The sequence below is a fragment of the Acinetobacter halobius genome (genome assembly GCF_044130335.1).
GTDB lineage: Bacteria > Pseudomonadota > Gammaproteobacteria > Pseudomonadales > Moraxellaceae > Acinetobacter.
This window is the reverse complement of the sequence record NZ_JBIQOD010000006.1, coordinates 1-16,782: the sequence shown is the minus strand read 5'-3', so window position 1 is coordinate 16,782 and position 16,782 is coordinate 1. Positions and strand designations below refer to the sequence as shown.

The window sequence follows — 16,782 nt, the reverse complement described above, 5'->3', positions numbered from 1 at the left end:
TAGCCTCTAAAACTTATTCTTGGTTTTTGGGGCTTTTTAATGACTGAAAAATTATACTATTGGGCTGAAAATTTAGAAGGTTATCGTTCTGATAATGAAAAAGATTATGATCAAATTATAGAAATAAAACGACTCAACTTTTTTATTGGTAAAAATAATGCAGGGAAAAGTAGGTTTTTGAGGAATTTATTTTTATCAAAGAAAACTTTCTATACTTATAATATAAACTTAATGGATTTAAGTGAGTTTCAAGAAATAATTCCATTTATCGATAAAGAATGCAAGAGCCAATTGAAAAGAAAAAAATATACAGGTGATATCTATAACTCCATTAGAAAATATATTCTGGATTCAAAACCAATTCCAGATGATGAATTTTCAAAATTAATTGAAATTATAACATTTTTTCAAAAAAATAATTATTTAGAAGCTGAACATTTTAAAAAACATGCTGAAAAATTAAATTTTCTTACAAATTATGAACTTGATGAAAATCAAACTTTTAACAATCTTCTCAACAAATTAATACAAAGTTTTAATAATTTTAGGTCATCAACAAAATTTTCTGGAATTCAAAACAGGTATATACCTACATTAAGAGGCTTAAGACTTCTTTCTCATAATAATCAACCAATACCTACACCTTTTGTCACCAGAACATTCATCGACTATTTTGACAATGTGATAAAGGTAGGAATGGATTCACAACAAAAAGAAAAGCTATTCAAAGAGCGATTAATAACTGGTGAAAATTTTTATGAAAATTTGACTAAATTTAGAAATGGGCAAGAACATCAATGGCAAATCATAGAAGATTATCAAAATGCTTTATCAAGTTATTTTTTTAATAATGAACGAGTTGTCATTATTCCAATTCACGATGACAATATTCCACACATCAAAATTGGCAATGAACCACAATTTCCTATTTCGCAACTTGGCGATGGTTTACAACAAGTCATTATCTTGACTTATGAAGCATTTGTAAATAAAAAAAATATTCATGCCTTCTTTATTGAAGAACCAGAACTTCACATGCATGCAGGTATGGTTCGTCAGTTAATGAACTTTTATTTGAATGAAACCAATCATTATTATTTCTTTACCACTCACTCAAACCATCTTTTAGATATGGCAGATGAATCAGATCAAGTCATCATCCAAAAGTTTGTAAAACAACAAAAAGAAAATCCTAAAGATGGCTTTGATTTTAAAATTTATCGCTGTGACCGAGATCGTGACCTACTAGCCTCTCTTGGTGTAAAACCATCTTCGGTTTATTTAGCTAATTGTACCATTTGGGTCGAAGGCATTACTGACCGTCTGTATATCACCAAGTATATGGAAAAATATTTAGCTGAATTAGAGACAACTGATGCCGAGCAATATAAGAAATATCGACGTTTTATGCCGAATTATCACTACACATTTGTTGAATATGCTGGAAGTAATTTAGTCCATTGGGACTTTAGTAATGAATTTACTGATCACTTAAATGATCAAGGTATGAATGCTTTACTCACAACAAGTAGTGTGCTTCTTATTGCTGATGGCGATATTCAAGAAAAAGGTAATCGTGTTGAACAATTGACTGAATCATTAGGTGAACAATTTTACCTTCTACCGTGCAAAGAAACAGAAAATACCCTCCCTTTTGAAGTAATCATTCGTGTTGCACAAGAGCGTTTTGAACGAATGAATAACGACACTAAAGAAGGTTATAATTTTGATTTAATATCAAATATTAATAGTCAAAATTACTTTGATCACACGAAATACGGTATTGGACGTTTATTAGATGAAGCAATTAAGATAGCTGATCAAAATCCTTATAAAAATCCATTTGCTGACGGCGCTGGAGTAGGAACGATTAAGAAAAAATTAGACTTTTGCCGTGAAATCATCAAAGATTTTGACGAAAATCCTGATTGGCAATTAACGCCTAAAGCAAAAAAACTTTGTGAACGTATTTTTCAGCATATTGACGAAAGTAATAACTTAAAACAGTAATCCTCTCATAGCCAAAGTTTAAAAATACTTTGGCTTTTTTATAACTACTCTTTCCGTCTCACATAATAAACCACACCACCCTTATCATCTGAAAAATAAAATGAATTTGCATCTATACGGTAAATATCTGCGGGTCGCCCATTTACCGTTTTACCCACTAAAAAACCATCCATAAAAGTCTGTAGTTTTTTCCCTTTGCGCATAATCACAATTTTATAGCCATGACCAATTGTGGCATCCGTAGAACCATGCAACGCCACTAAAAAAGAATTTTTAATGGTGTCATCGGTATTTGGATGATCAAAATAGTCAAAACCAAGTGCCGACGAGTGCGCAGGGAAATAGGCGTAAGGAGATGGTACATTTTTACATCCTGTCGGACGTTTGAATTTAGGATCTGCAATAATTTTACCATTCGACGAATAGCATGAAGCCCAACCATAATCTGCATCACGCTTGAGTGCATAAAAAGTTTCATCAGGTTTATTTTTACCCAAATGGTCTGCACCTTGATTGGTGGCAAATAAAAATTTACCCACCCATTTCAAACCGACGGCATTACGCAAGCCTGTGGCATAAATCTTTTGTTCCGAACCATCGGAGTTCATTTCTAAAACGGTCGCTCTAACTTTTTCTTTTTCGACACAAACATTGCAACTTGAGCCGATCGAGACATAAATTTTGCCGTTCCCACCTACGGCAATGGTTCGCGTTAGATGCCAGCCCCCATATTTATAACTTAAGCCATAATCAGGAAACGTCGCTAAGATTTCAGCTTTAGCCGTGGGTTTAATTTCGCCTTGGATAAATTTTCGTCGGGTGAGCTGATGCGTTTCAGCCAAATATAACCAATCCTGTCCTTGAGAATCGGTATAAAACTGGACTGAATTTGGATTTTTTAACCCCGTCATATAAGGAATAATTCTGCCGAATTTTCCTGTTTCAGTATTCCATTCATCCAAAATATAAACGGTGCCTTTTTTATTGTCGGTCAAATCGTGCATATCCGTTACAAACATTCTCCCGTCAGGTGCTTTGCTAAAAAAACGAACGCGTTTTAAACCTTCAGCCGCAGGAATGATTTCGTAATTTGCGGGGAGATTTAGAGAAAAACGCTTCCCATTTTTCAAATTGATTTGATGAGGAACAAGATTGGGCTGCCCTGCTAAAACTGCCATTGAGCAACATAAACATAGAAATAAGATTGAGAATATTTTTATCATTTTAGATCGGTCTCGATTCATCTTATGAAAAGTAAGCTTCTTTTTTATATGATATAACTTGAATGATGAGCATAGCGTCAAATGCTTTTGCTAGAAAATCGTATAGGCTATTCATATACAAACTATTATTTTATATTATCTTTTAGCCCAACCACTGCAAACGTCTTTACAGTGGATTAAGGCCTTCATTGTCGTTATATGGCTATACAAAAGTATTGCTTTAGAAATCTATAACAAGCATCGGTACTTGGATAAAAAGCTCCTCCAAGAACTTAAACCATTTTTAGAGCCTTATTTAACAATTCACTTATTTTCAATGAACATTAAATATCAAAAATCATGAAACAATTTATTCATGTCTTTGCAGAGATAGTCTTTAAATGAAAAGTCTCGTGCATGTTTAGCATCAAATTTTGCGGTCACACCGTCTTTTTCAAAGATATACACGCGGTCATCTTTGCTCACTAAAAACTCACCACCCAATTTCATCAATAAGGCATCAATTTTTTCGCCATCTGGAATCGACTCATCGGCCAAAACTTTTAAATAATTTCGCTTAATTGACTTAATAAACATGCTGAACTCGCTTCTCATTTTCAGCGCTATTTAAACAGAATCTAAGCCAGAATCCTAATAAAACACGAAGCTCATCAGCTACAACTACCAATAACACGTTTCGGTCCTTTCCACCGTACATCACGAGGTTTGTATTGGAAAAATATATACCGATCAACACAATCAACGGAAATTTGTAAGACCAAGACACAATTCAGATATTTACATTCACACAATTCAACTTATGATGTGAAATGACTCAAAACAAATACACACATAGATGGACTTATGTGTAAGAAAAAGGTTTATAAAACATGAAGAAACTCGTACTTGCAAGCTTAATTGCACTCACTAGCCAGCTTGCACTTGCAGCCACCACTCAAGATACCATCAACCCTGAATTTGCCAAGATTGAGGAAATGGTCAAAGCCAACAATATGACGGGGGCATATCAGTCTTTAGAAAAACTGGCAAAGTCTGGCAACCCACAAGCCATGTACAACTTGGCTTATTTGACGCAAACAGGTCAAGGCACAGCGAAGAATGAGAAAAAAGCCATTCAGCTCTATCAAGATGCTGCAAACAAAGGCTACCCTGTTGCGCATTATGTGCTTGCGAAAAACTATGTCACTGGCACTTTAGGCTTGCCACAAGACCTCAACAAAGCCAAACAACACTTTGAAGCTGCCTCTAAACTAGGCTTTGATGATGCAACTGTTGAATATGCCGTGCTGTTATTTTCTGAAAATAAACCAGAGTCTGAAAAGTTAGCCCTGAAGAAACTTGATCCTTTGGTGAAAAAAGGCAACTATCAAGCCATTCATGCACAAGCCTTGTACGACATCAGCACAGGCTTTAAAAACAAACAAGAAGCGCCGATTCAAAAAGGTCTCAACAGCATTCAAGACTTAGCCAAAAAAGGTTACATTCCTGCCCTAATGGCCGTGGGCAATATGTTTGCCAATGGCAATATCATTCCGCAGAACTTACCAGAGGCGAAGAAAATTTTTACTGCTCTAGCCAAAGAAAATGTGCCACAAGCGAAAGAGTCATTAGCGCAGGTTGAAACCATGATGGCGAATCAAGCCAAGTCCCCTGCAACAGCAGCGGTTAAAAAATAAATATTTTCTTCAAAAATACTCTCCAAGGAGAGTATTTTTTTACCACCAAAGACCAATCAAGACACTGACCACCACAAAACTCAATAACGTGCTGATCATCAATGGGGTGAGTGCTTTTTCATTCAAACCATACACTTGCCCAAAAATACCAAATAGAGATGGCATCGGTAAGGCTGCAATCAAGGTCCCTGCATAAATCATCTTTTGGTCCAATGCAGTCAAATAGGTCAGTCCTAAATAAACCAATATTGGCATACAAATATTTTTAGACACCACCAGATAAACCGTTTGCAGGTTAAAAGACTGAATAGTGAGACCGACCATTCCACCACCAATAATAAACAAGGCTAAAGGCGAGGCAGTCTGACCTAACATTGCAAACACTTGGTCGATTAAATGCGGAATTTTAATTTCAAACATCGCACAGCTCATGCCAATCATCACCGACAAGAACAATGGGTTTTTAAATAACGTAAGAAATGTAGTCTTTAAAATGGAAGCAACATTGGCTTGCCTTTGTCGGCCTATTTCAGCCAAAGTGAGCATCAATGGAACCAAAAATACACTTTCAATGATCACCACCAATGAAATATAAATCATCGCTTCACTCCCCATCAGCAACGTCAAAATAGCGGCTCCCAATAAGCCTGTATTGGACATAGATGCACCCAGTGAGAAGACTGAAGCGTGGGTAAAGTGATTATTAAAAAGCTTTTGACCGAGAATAAAAGCCGAAATGAATAAACCGAAAGTCACAACGGCATAAACAAAGAAATAGGACGGATACCAAATTTCATGCAGGTCCTTTGATGCCAAGGCGTGCAGCAATAAAGCAGGTAATGCAATTTTAATAACAAAGGCACTGATTGCTATAATTTGTTCTTTAACAAGCAATTGAATTTTGACCGAAATAAAGCCAAGAAAGAGCAAAAAAAAGACTGGAAAAATTACCGAGAAAATCATTCAAGTTATTCCTTTTCCAGATGATGTAAGTAAAGACCTATCCTAGAACACATCTTTACTCAGTTGAAATATTTAAAAAGACTTATGGGCTTAGAACGCAGAAAATAAATCTTTGATTCCATGTGGCTGACACCGTAAATACTGTGGTGCGATAGAGACTTTTCCACCTAGTTCTGCGGCGGCATGCCACGGCCATCGTGGGTCATACAGCATAGCCCGCGCCAGACCAATTGCATCAGCTTCTTGCGCTTCCAAAATATGTTCAGCCTGCTTGGCTTCTGTAATCAGTCCTACCGCAATCACAGGAATTTGCACTGCTTGCTTCACCGCATGAGCAAAAGGTACTTGATATTTGGCCTTGATCTGAATGTTTTGTTCCACATGCAAGCCACCACTTGAGACATGAATATAAGCTGCACCGAGTTGCTCCAATGCCTTGGATAGACCTACCGTTGAATCAATGTCCCAACTTTCTGTTGCGGTCGACTCCATCCAGTCAGTTGCAGATAAACGCACGCCCACGGGATAGTTTTCAGGAACGGCTTGTTTAATGGCTTGGAACACTTCTAAGGTAAATCGAATGCGGTTTTCAAAGCTTCCACCATATTCATCAGTACGTCGGTTCGACAGGGGCGACATAAATTGATGTAGCAAATAGCCATGGGCTGCATGTAGTTCGATCAGCTCAAAACCTGCATCTACTGCACGCACAGCGGCACTGGCAAAGTCATCTATGATGTCTTGCATTTCTGTCACACTCAAAGCATGTGGAGCATGCTCTTCGGGCTTAAAAGGCACATCACTAGCAGACACCGTTTGCCAACCATACGTCTGATTCGGTTTGATCTGCCCCTTTCCCGACCAAGGACGGTCGGTCGATGCTTTACGCCCTGCATGTGCCAGTTGAATAGCAAAAGGCATTGGGGAGAGTGTTTTGACTTTTTGAAGTAAGGCCTTCATTTGCGCACGTTGCAAATCATTCCACAGTCCTAAGTCTGCAAAACTAATCCGGCCTATCGCTTGTACGGCTGTCGCTTCGACAATGCATAAGCCTGCACCAGACAACGCATAATTGGCCCATTGTTGCTCATGCCAATAGCTGAGTTCACCAGCATCATTGGCAGAGTATTGGCACATGGGCGCAATCACAATTTTATTTGTTAATTTTAAATCCCCAAATTGAATGGGTTGAAATAATAATGACATCACAGCTCTCCCTGTACTCACTATGATCTATAACAAATAAAGTGCCTTGCATTCAACGCTAAAAGTGCAAATCTGCTGTCAAACCTTTGCACTTTTATGGCTATCCATTTAGAAAATAATGCAGCTTCCAAGGCATTATCCACCACGTCGCAACAAAGCGAACGATGAATCCCTCCCAGCCTGCCAACTTTTCTAAATCAAATTGTGTGTCTAGCCAAAACTGAGAAGCCGTTGTCAGACTTCTACCAGTGTTACGTCCACCATCCGCTAAATAATTGGTATCTGTTAACGCATTCGCTTCAAACTTGATCCCTTTTTGCGCCAATTCAGTTCGTTTTCCCTGCCAGTCACCGAATAAGTACTGGCCATGAGCATCCAAAACTTGTTCAGCATGACTCATTGTTGCTAAAACAGACATTGCCGTTGCACATAAAGAAAGCGTGAACTGTTGTATGAAATCCTAAGCTCTGATTTAAAATGAATATAGATCCACTTCATTTAGATAAAAAATTTAATGAAAATTACATAATTTTCAAAGAAAGATCTCAGCATTTTTTTATTATTAATTCATAAAAGTTATCAATGCAGTCAACAATTATAAATATAAGATTTGATTTAAATGGTGCAAAGATTGTCCCTATAAAAATTGCTCTCTACTCCTACCTAAGTACTCATTCTGCTTTTCATTTTGTTTTAAATGCTTAGAAAAATAAGACAGATGCCAAAACTACTTGCAATATTGCGTGTACACCGCAATATTAAGCTCACGTTTTATCATCTTACGTTGCCATGCCTGAATTACCTGAAGTTGAAACCACCAAAGCCAGTTTATTACCGTTATTAGATCAGCAAGTACTCAGCGTTGAAGTTCGTCAATCCAGTCTACGTTGGCCAATTCCCGCAGATCTCAACAAACTGGTCGGACAGCGCTTAGTTCAATTAAGTCGGCGATCCAAATACATTTTGGCAAGCTTTGAACAGGACACCATGCTTTGGCATTTGGGCATGTCGGGTAGTTTTCGGATTTGTGAAATTGGTGAACCTCTAAGAAAACATGATCATTTAATTATTCGTTTTGAAGATGTCGAGCTACGCTACCATGACCCGCGCCGTTTTGGATGTATCTTATGGTTAGATGAAAACTCACAAGCCAAGTTAATTGATACGCTTGGGCCTGAACCACTGAACACAGATTTTAATACTGAATATTTGAGTCAAAAGCTGAAAAATAAGCAGGTCGGCATAAAAGTTGCAATCATGGATAATCATGTAGTGGTTGGTGTTGGAAATATCTATGCCACAGAAAGTTTGTTTAATTTGGGCATACACCCTGCGCAAGTGGCATCGAGTTTAACGCATAGCCAAATTGAACAATTGGTGATCGAAATCAAACGCATTTTGCAGCAGGCCATTAACTTGGGAGGCTCGACCTTAAGAGACTATTCAAACGCCATGGGAGAAAATGGCTATTTCCAACAAACCTTGTTGGCTTATGGCCGAGCAGGTGAAATGTGTGTTAACTGCGAAACCACGCTGGAAAACATCAAACTCGGACAACGCGCTTCGGTGTTTTGCCCAGAATGCCAACCGCTGAAAAAAGTGCAATCCAAGCCCAAAGCAACGGCTATAGTTCGAGGAAAAACCAAATGAAAACTGCCATTGTTCGTCATATTTTGGTCAAAGACAAAGACCTCGCTGAACAACTGAAAAAGAAAATCCACGATGGCGCCGATTTCGCTAAAATTGCCAAACAATATTCCACCTGTAACTCGGCTAAGCGTGGTGGTGAGCTCGGCGAAGTGAAAAAAGGTCAGTTGGTTCCAGTGATTGATAAATTGGTCTTTACTGCAGCAGAAAAAGTACTTCATGGCCCAGTGAAAAGCCAATTTGGTTTTCATTTATTAGAAATTAAATTCCGTATGGATTTTTAAAATATAGCGAGATATGGTGTGTTTAAGTCCAAACACACCATAAGCATGGTCTTGATTAAGCTTCCTTCATCTCATAAGTCCACGCATCAACAGGTTCACCAGACGCTAACACCCCCTGCACCTTTACCCGTTGATACTGTATCCCTTCAAACTCATCCAACGCATCCCAATGTTCAGCCAACTTTTCGCTACAGAAAAAATAGCCCTCAACAGCAGGTGCCTTAGAATCAAGCACAATCGCAAATAAACCTTTATCAGGTCCCCAATCCAAAATATGGACCACGCCATGCACATAGCCTTTTTGCCATATACCACCAATGCGCTCTAAAAGGTGAGCATTTTCATGATTTGGACGTAAGGTCCCATAGACAAATAATTGATTCATGCAGCATCACAATACGGGTTCAAACTGCGCGCATCATAAAATTAAATCTGTACAAAAACCAGTCTTTTCATCAAGCATAAAGAGAAAAACGGCACGTGATGTGCCGTTTTATTTTTGTTATCTTCGTCTTTTCATTATTGACGTTTTTTTAACTCATCACGAATCTCACGTAGCAATTCGATATCTTCTGGTGTTGCCGCTGGTTCTGGCGCAGCTTCTTCTTGTTTACGGCGCATACGATTGATCATTTTCACCATTAAGAACACTACCCATGCCAAAATGATGAAATTAATTAAAATCGTAAGGAAGTTACCATAGGTCAGGACATTTACACCTGCTTTGGTTAACTCATCTAAAGACTGTAAATTGTTTGGGTTATCGCCTAAAACAAAGAACTTTTGTGTGAAATCCACACCGCCACCGGTGATCACAGTAATCAATGGCATAATGATATCTTTCACTAATGAATCAACAATCTTACCAAATGCCCCACCAATAATCACACCGACAGCCAAGTCGATCATATTACCTTTTACCGCAAATTCGCGGAACTCTTGCATAATACTCATTTAAATCTCCAGTTTTTTTTTGACTTTAATTTATGTGACGAAGTATACATTAATTTTATAGCTTCATTTCCACGTAATTTACTCGGAAATCATCTGTTTTTATACATAGGTTTGCTAATTTTAAACAAAAAAAATGCCATCAAGTGATTGATGACATTTTTAAATGGCGCTGCCCCGCATGAGGCAACCTCATTTTTAAAACTTATTTACCAGAACGGTTACGTTTACGTTCGTTTTCAGTCAAGTAACGCTTACGGATACGAATAGACTTAGGAGTTACTTCAACTAATTCATCATCTTCAATGAATTCAAGCGCTTGTTCAAGCGTATATTCAACAGCTGGAACAAGAGTCAACGCATCATCAGTACCAGAAGCACGTACGTTTGTTAACTGTTTTGCTTTAGTTGGGTTAACTGTCATGTCATCTGAACGAGAGTTAATACCAATGATCATACCTTCGTAAACTTCTAACTGAGGTTTAGCAAATAGACGACCACGGTCTTGCAATGTGAACAATGCATAGCCAAGGCAAGTACCTTGAACCATAGAAATCAACACACCGTTTTGACGTTTCGCAACAGTACCTTGTTTCATTGGACCGTAGTGCGAGAAGCTTGAAGTCATGATTCCTGTACCAGAAGTCATGGTCAAGAATTCTGAACGGAAACCGATCAAGCCACGTGAAGGAACAGTTGCCTCAATACGGATACGGCCTTTACCGTCAACTTCCATATTCGTCATTTCGCCTTTACGGTGACCCATTTGTTCCATTACAGAACCTTGGTGCTGTTCTTCAACGTCAAATGTTACGTTTTCGTATGGCTCTTGCTTTTCGCCATCAACTTCTTTCAAGATTACTTGTGGACGTGATACGCCCATCTCGAAGCCTTCACGACGCATGTTTTCAATAAGAACTGAAAGGTGAAGTTCACCACGACCAGAAACTTTGAAACGGTCTGGACTGTCAGTGTCTTCAACACGTAACGCTACGTTATGAATTAATTCGCGGTCTAAGCGCTCACGGATGTTACGTGAGGTTACGAATTTACCTTCTTTACCAGCAAACGGTGAGTTGTTTACTTGGAAAGTCATCGTTACTGTAGGCTCATCTACAGACAATGGCGGTAAAGCTTCAACATTTTTCGGATCACAAATAGTGTCAGAGATATGAAGTTCATCAATACCTGTGATACATACGATATCGCCTGCTTGAGCAGAATCAACATCAACACGTTCTAAACCGTGGTAACCCATGATTTTTAAGATACGACCGTTACGAGTCTTACCTTCTTTATCAATTACAGTAACTTGAGTGTTCAGACCAACTGAACCACGTTGAATACGACCAACACCGATAACACCTACGAAGCTGTTATAGTCAAGTGAAGAAATCTGCATTTGGAATGGACCATCAACATCAACTGCTGGTGGTTCAACAATGTCTACGATGGTTTGGAACAATGGAGTCATATCTTCAGCAAGTTCTTCTGGAGATGGACCAGCAACACCACGAAGACCTGAAGCGTAAACAACTGGGAAGTCTAACTGTTCGTCAGAACCACCAAGGTTATCAAACAAATCAAATACTTGGTCAATTACCCAATCAGGACGCGCGCTTGGCTTGTCGACTTTGTTGATAATTACGATTGGCTTCAAACCACGTGCGAACGCTTTTTGCGTTACGAAACGAGTTTGTGGCATTGGACCTTCTTGAGAGTCAACAAGAAGAAGTACACAGTCAACCATAGACATTACGCGTTCAACTTCACCACCGAAGTCCGCGTGTCCTGGGGTGTCAACGATGTTAATACGGTATTCTGTATTGGTACGTGCATCTAACCATTTGATTGCAGTGTTTTTTGCAAGAATGGTAATACCACGTTCACTTTCAATCGCGCCTGAATCCATGACACGCTCAATCTCACCTGCACGATCGCCAAGTGCACCTGATTGCTGTAAAAGTTTGTCTACTAGAGTGGTTTTACCGTGGTCAACGTGCGCAATGATGGCAATGTTGCGGAGAGTTTTAATATCTGACATGTAAATTCGATACGCCTAAAGTTTGAGGGCAAATTATACAGAAAAATAATAGAATTTAGTAGTGACAGTTTATTGACAGACTCGTTTTTTTTGATAAGTGGTGTGCAATTAATTTTGTAAAGCCGTGTAAAGCGATTAGAATGGCGCCACATTGCTAATATCTTTTGACTTATGTCTGATCAGAATCTCCCCCCTAATCAGCCAGATCAGCTTGATTTGGTCTATGGTTTAAATGACCGCCCTCGTCCACTTATTGCTTTTCTTGCTGCTTTTCAGCACCTCCTTGCCATTATCGTCCCAATCGTTACGCCAGGTTTGCTGATTTGTTTAGCGCTTGGTGTATCGAAAGAAGATACCAACATGATTTTATCCATGTCATTGGTCATCTCAGGTGTTGCAACCTTCTTACAATGTAAAAAAGTTGGACCTTTGGGCGCAGGCTTACTAATTGTTCAAGGGACCAGTTTTAACTTTATCGGTCCAATTATTGGAATTGGCTCTGCCATGGTTGCTGCTGGTACTCCTGTAGAATCCGTCATGGCTGCCATTTTTGGTGTAGTAATCGCAGGTTCATTTATTGAAATGGGCGTGTCACGCATCCTACCTTGGGTGAAAATGCTCATTACCCCATTGGTAACAGGCATTGTGGTGTTATTGATAGGTTTGACCCTCATCAAAGAAGGTCTCATCAGCATGGGTGGTGGCTATCAAGCCATGTCAAACAACACTTTTGCCAATGCAGACAATCTCATCATGTCGTGTACAGTGCTGGCATTGATCATCATCTTGAACCGTATTCGTATTACTTGGGTGAAAAGCTCGGCTATTTTAATCGCACTGATTGTCGGTTATATATTGGCTGGCTTTATGGGTCATCTTGACTTTTCGGGTGTTCAGGACGCCCCCCTAATTCAAATTCCAACCCCCATGCACTTTGGTTTAGACTTCTCTTGGAGCTTGTTTATTCCAATGGCGTTTATTTACCTTGTGACCTCTTTAGAGGCGATTGGCGATATTACAGCGACCTCTAAACTCTCCAACCAACCTGTCGATGGTTCAACATGGATGGAGCGTATTAAAGGTGGTGTCTTGGTGAATGGTGCAAATTCTTTGCTTGCAGGTATTTTCAATACATTCCCTAGCTCGGTCTTTGCACAAAACAATGGCGTGATTCAACTTACTGGGGTGGCGAGTCGTTATGTCGGCATCTGGATTGCTGCGCTATTGGTGATTCTAGGTTTACTGCCTGCGGTTGCAGGTGTGATTCAGGCAGTGCCTCAAGCTGTTCTAGGTGGTGCTGTGATGGTGATGTTCGGTGCTGTTGCTGCATCAGGGATTAATATTCTTTCGGGTGTTCACCTTGACCGCCGAGCACTACTGATCATTGCCATTTCGCTGGCGCTCGGTTTAGGTGTTGCACAAGTTCCACAAATTTTGGAACATTTGCCAGAATTATTCCGTAACATCTTTAGTTCAGGTGTTGCGACAGGCGGTATTGCAGCATTGTTATTAAACATTATTCTTCCTGAGCCGAAGAAATAAGTTTTCATTTCAGTATGCACGTAGCCCAGCACTGTCTGGGCATCGTTTTTACTATGGAGTATATAAAATGGATCCACGAAGTGAAGTTGTTCTTCGCCAGCAGGAATTTCTCTCTGGTTCAGTCTTACTGGTCAATGCACCGTGTGACGAATTAAATATGCAACTAACTGGGGTTGTAGAGCCACATTTTTGGACATGGAATTTTAACGAATTACAATATTTCCAAAACCAACAAAGTGATGTGCATTTTGGTACAGATTTACCTGATGTCGCTTTTGATCAAGCCATTGTATTTGTTCCAAAATCAAAAGAGCTTCTCAATTACGTCTTGCACCAACTGGTCAGTCGTTTGGCCGTAGGCGCATCAATCTTTTTAGTCGGTGAAAAGAAAGGCGGTGTAGAACGTGCTTCAAAACAGCTACAACCATTTGGTAAAACACTCAAATTAGACAGTGCCCGACATTGCCAAATGTGGCAATTGATCACCGAAAAAACCGTAACCGCAAAACCTTTGGTCGATTGGGCACAGCACTACACAGTGCCTACCCCAAAAGGTGAATTACAGATTTGCGCATTGCCGGGGGTGTTTAGTCAAAGCCGTCTAGACGTAGGAACAGCCGTGTTATTGCCTCACCTTTCCCACGTCACCTCTGGCAAAATTGCAGACTTTGGCTGTGGTGCTGGTGTGATTAGTGCTTATTTAGCCAAGTTAAATCCGAAAAATCGTATCTTTGCACTGGATGTCGATGCCTTTGCACTGGCTTCAACAAAAATGACTTTTGAAAAAAATAATCTTTTGCCAGAACAACTTGAGATCAAAGCAGTTCGCGGGATTGAGGATGCTCCACTATTTTTACACGCAATCGTCAGTAATCCCCCATTCCATCAGGGCATTCATACAGATTACAATGCCAGCGAAAATTTATGCAAAACATCCCGCCGCCATCTCAAATCAGATGGTGAGTTGTGGATTGTTGCCAATCGCTTTCTGAATTATCCATTACTCATTGAGCAAAGTTTTGGCCAATGTACAACCAAAGCCGATCAACAAGGCTTTAAAGTGCTGTTTGCCAGCACACAAAAGAAATCTTAAGGAACAATGATGAGCGAAACGACTCAACCAGCTCAACTCAAGCGAAAGCTTGGAGCTCGCCATCTGAATATGATCGCCATTGGTGGTTCAATTGGCACAGGTTTATTCCTTGCCTCAGGTGCAACCATTGCAAATGCTGGTCCAGGCGGGGCGTTATTGGCCTACTGCTTAATTGGTGTGATGATTTACTTTCTCATGACCAGTCTTGGTGAGTTGGCAACACACAACCCAACATCGGGTGCATTTTTCACCTATGGTACCAAGTATGTTGAAGGTGGTTTTGGTTTCGCCCTCGGCTGGAACTATTGGTATAACTGGGCTATTACGGTGGCATTTGAATTGGTTGCCGTCCAATTCATTATGAAATTCTGGTTCCCCGACCTACCCGGTTTTTACTGGAGTGCCTTATTTCTAGCTGTTGTCTTTGGGATCAACGCACTCACCGTCAAAGGCTTTGGTGAAAGTGAATTTTTCTTTTCTTTAGTCAAAGTCCTTGCCATTATCGTGTTCATCATTATTGGTATTTTCATGATTGTTAAAATTATGATGACACCAGGTGTATCTACATTTGCAAACTGGACCAAAGGTGAAGCCCCATTTGTTGGTGGTTTATCTGCACTAATTGGTGTGGCGATGATTGCGGGGTTCTCGTTTCAAGGTACCGAGATGGTTGGCGTTGCTGCAGGTGAATCAAAAGATCCGCAGAAAACCATTCCAATCGCCATCAAACAGATTTTTTGGCGTATTCTTCTGTTTTATGTCGTGTGTATTTTCATTATTGGCACCCTGATTTCTTATGATGATCCCTTGCTCCTTCAAGCCGCTTCATCTGAGAATATTACACTCTCTCCCTTTACTCTACTCTATGAAAAAGCAGGTTTTGCCTTTGCAGCCAGTGTAATGAATGCTGTAATTTTAACAGCCATTCTTTCAGCCGGTAACTCAGGAATGTATTCGTCAACACGTATGTTGTTCGACATGGCCCAAAATGGTAGCGCACCAAAAGCATTTTCAAAATTGGATCGTCGTGGCGTACCTATGAATGCCCTTTATGCGACCACAGCAATTGCCGCACTTTGCTTCTTAACTACCTTTATTGGTGAAAAGCAGGTATTTAACTGGCTGCTCAATATGTCAGGTATGTGTGGTTTTATCGTCTGGTTAGGGATTGCTGTTTCACACTATCGTTTCCGTAAAGGTTATGTTGCGCAAGGACATAAAATTGAAGATCTGGCTTATCGTGCCAAATTCTTCCCTTTTGCTCCATGGTTTGCCTTTATTCTGTGTACCATTGTTGTTTTAGGTCAAAACTACCAAGCGGTACTTGATGGTGAATGGCTCTCTGTTTTATCGACCTATATTGGTATTTTCTTGTTCTTGATCATTTGGTTAGGCTATAAGTGGAAATACAAAACCAAACTGGTTTCTTATCAAGAGATGGATGTCAGTCCAATGAACCCCGATCGTGATTAAAATCCTTTCATAATAAAAGACAGTCTTCGGGCTGTTTTTTATTATCATCATTTATTGTTTAACTCAAACCATAACACATCAATTAATAATTCAGTTTTCAATAAGATAGTTCAATTATTAAAGTCACATAAAACCGATAGCTATAATTCGAATCTAGCCTAAAATTAGTTAATATTCTGCAATTAGTATCCACTCACTTGTGAGATGAACAATTGACATACTTACGCAGTAAAAAGAACGTACTTGGTTTAGCTCCAAATTCACACTACCATAACTCAAGAAGACAGCTTGTTGAGCACAAATCTCTATCTATTTTTTAGACAGAAAATAAAGTAGTTTCAAGTGGCTCCAAGTTGGAAATATTATTTCGTTGGCAAACACATCCTTGTAAAGCTAAATAACTAGAATTATCCATTTACTCTAAAGGTAAAGCTATTATCAATGTCATGAAGCAGGAATAAATGTAAATACCCTTATCATTCCTCTTAGACTCATCCCTATAATTCGAAACTTCTAACAGTATCATCCTATAACGAAACTAACCATGACGACCCTAAGTCTTAACGGCTCTTGCATTAAGTAATGGGTTTATTGTTATCAACATGACTTAACATAAATTGCATTATTTTCAGGCATAAAAAAACGACTCCGAAGAGTCGTGTTTTTTTTT

14 protein-coding genes and 1 pseudogene are annotated in these 16,782 nt (G+C 39.4%); 7 read left to right on the top strand and 8 right to left on the bottom strand.

The window, feature by feature from the left end:
* Positions 1–39: 39 nt before the first annotated feature.
* Positions 40–2,010: an AAA family ATPase gene (locus tag ACE01U_RS07160; protein ID WP_395579054.1), complete on the top strand. Its 1,971-nt coding sequence runs from the start codon at positions 40–42 to the stop codon at positions 2,008–2,010.
* A gap of 44 nt (positions 2,011–2,054) precedes the next feature.
* Here ACE01U_RS07160 and ACE01U_RS07155 read toward each other — a convergent pair whose 3' ends face one another.
* Entirely contained in the window at positions 2,055–3,233 is a 1,179-nt protein-coding gene (locus ACE01U_RS07155; RefSeq protein WP_395579053.1) for a PQQ-dependent sugar dehydrogenase, read from the bottom strand.
* A 330-nt stretch (positions 3,234–3,563) separates the two neighbouring features.
* Positions 3,564–3,809: a hypothetical protein gene (locus ACE01U_RS07150; protein WP_004695190.1), complete on the bottom strand. Its 246-nt coding sequence runs from the start codon at positions 3,807–3,809 to the stop codon at positions 3,564–3,566.
* 293 nt (positions 3,810–4,102) lie between these two features.
* Between ACE01U_RS07150 and ACE01U_RS07145 the strand changes: the two genes are divergently transcribed.
* The gene (locus tag ACE01U_RS07145; RefSeq protein ID WP_291374861.1) at positions 4,103–4,909 is read left to right on the top strand and encodes a tetratricopeptide repeat protein; all 807 of its coding nucleotides are present in this window, start codon (positions 4,103–4,105) and stop codon (positions 4,907–4,909) included.
* Positions 4,910–4,948: 39 nt separating this feature from the next.
* Here the strand turns inward: ACE01U_RS07145 and ACE01U_RS07140 are convergent, their stop codons facing one another.
* From ACE01U_RS07140 to ACE01U_RS07130, 3 genes and pseudogenes are all read right to left on the bottom strand, one after another.
* Positions 4,949–5,872 carry an AEC family transporter gene (locus tag ACE01U_RS07140; RefSeq protein ID WP_110973877.1) on the bottom strand — a complete coding sequence of 308 codons (924 nt, stop codon included), beginning with the start codon at positions 5,870–5,872 and terminating at the stop codon, positions 4,949–4,951.
* 90 nt (positions 5,873–5,962) lie between these two features.
* The gene (locus ACE01U_RS07135; protein WP_395579052.1) at positions 5,963–7,078 is read right to left on the bottom strand and encodes an NADH:flavin oxidoreductase/NADH oxidase; all 1,116 of its coding nucleotides are present in this window, start codon (positions 7,076–7,078) and stop codon (positions 5,963–5,965) included.
* Positions 7,079–7,223: 145 nt separating this feature from the next.
* Positions 7,224–7,496 (bottom strand): annotated as a pseudogene (locus tag ACE01U_RS07130) (carbohydrate porin); the annotation flags it as partial.
* A gap of 371 nt (positions 7,497–7,867) precedes the next feature.
* Here ACE01U_RS07130 and mutM point away from each other — a divergent pair.
* Positions 7,868–8,728 (top strand): bifunctional DNA-formamidopyrimidine glycosylase/DNA-(apurinic or apyrimidinic site) lyase, encoded by an 861-nt coding sequence (gene mutM, locus ACE01U_RS07125; RefSeq protein ID WP_086208824.1) that lies wholly within the window; start codon positions 7,868–7,870, stop codon positions 8,726–8,728.
* Positions 8,725–9,009 (top strand): peptidylprolyl isomerase, encoded by a 285-nt coding sequence (locus ACE01U_RS07120; RefSeq protein WP_086208825.1) that lies wholly within the window; start codon positions 8,725–8,727, stop codon positions 9,007–9,009. The genes mutM and ACE01U_RS07120 overlap by 4 nt, the downstream gene beginning before the upstream one ends.
* A 55-nt stretch (positions 9,010–9,064) precedes the next feature.
* On the opposite strand, the gene ACE01U_RS07115 is transcribed toward ACE01U_RS07120, so the two are convergent.
* From ACE01U_RS07115 to typA, 3 genes are all read right to left on the bottom strand, one after another.
* Positions 9,065–9,394: a gamma-glutamylcyclotransferase family protein gene (locus tag ACE01U_RS07115; protein WP_086208826.1), complete on the bottom strand. Its 330-nt coding sequence runs from the start codon at positions 9,392–9,394 to the stop codon at positions 9,065–9,067.
* A 134-nt stretch (positions 9,395–9,528) separates the two neighbouring features.
* On the bottom strand, positions 9,529–9,963 hold the full coding sequence (gene mscL / locus ACE01U_RS07110) for a large conductance mechanosensitive channel protein MscL (protein ID WP_086208827.1): 435 nt from the start codon (positions 9,961–9,963) through the stop codon (positions 9,529–9,531).
* Between the two features lie 202 nt (positions 9,964–10,165).
* A complete protein-coding gene (gene typA, locus ACE01U_RS07105) occupies positions 10,166–12,004 on the bottom strand; it encodes a translational GTPase TypA (protein ID WP_004695169.1) in 1,839 nt (612 codons plus the stop codon).
* Between the two features lie 171 nt (positions 12,005–12,175).
* On the opposite strand from typA, the gene ACE01U_RS07100 reads away from it, so the two are divergent.
* The 3 genes from ACE01U_RS07100 to ACE01U_RS07090 all read left to right on the top strand — a co-directional run bounded on the left by ACE01U_RS07100 (position 12,176) and on the right by ACE01U_RS07090 (position 16,112).
* The gene (locus ACE01U_RS07100; protein ID WP_110973883.1) at positions 12,176–13,546 is read left to right on the top strand and encodes a uracil-xanthine permease family protein; all 1,371 of its coding nucleotides are present in this window, start codon (positions 12,176–12,178) and stop codon (positions 13,544–13,546) included.
* A 67-nt stretch (positions 13,547–13,613) separates the two neighbouring features.
* Positions 13,614–14,639 (top strand): methyltransferase, encoded by a 1,026-nt coding sequence (locus tag ACE01U_RS07095; RefSeq protein WP_395579051.1) that lies wholly within the window; start codon positions 13,614–13,616, stop codon positions 14,637–14,639.
* A 9-nt stretch (positions 14,640–14,648) separates the two neighbouring features.
* Positions 14,649–16,112, top strand: a complete 1,464-nt coding sequence (locus ACE01U_RS07090) for an amino acid permease (protein ID WP_110973885.1) — start codon at positions 14,649–14,651, stop codon at positions 16,110–16,112.
* Positions 16,113–16,782: the final 670 nt, after the last annotated feature.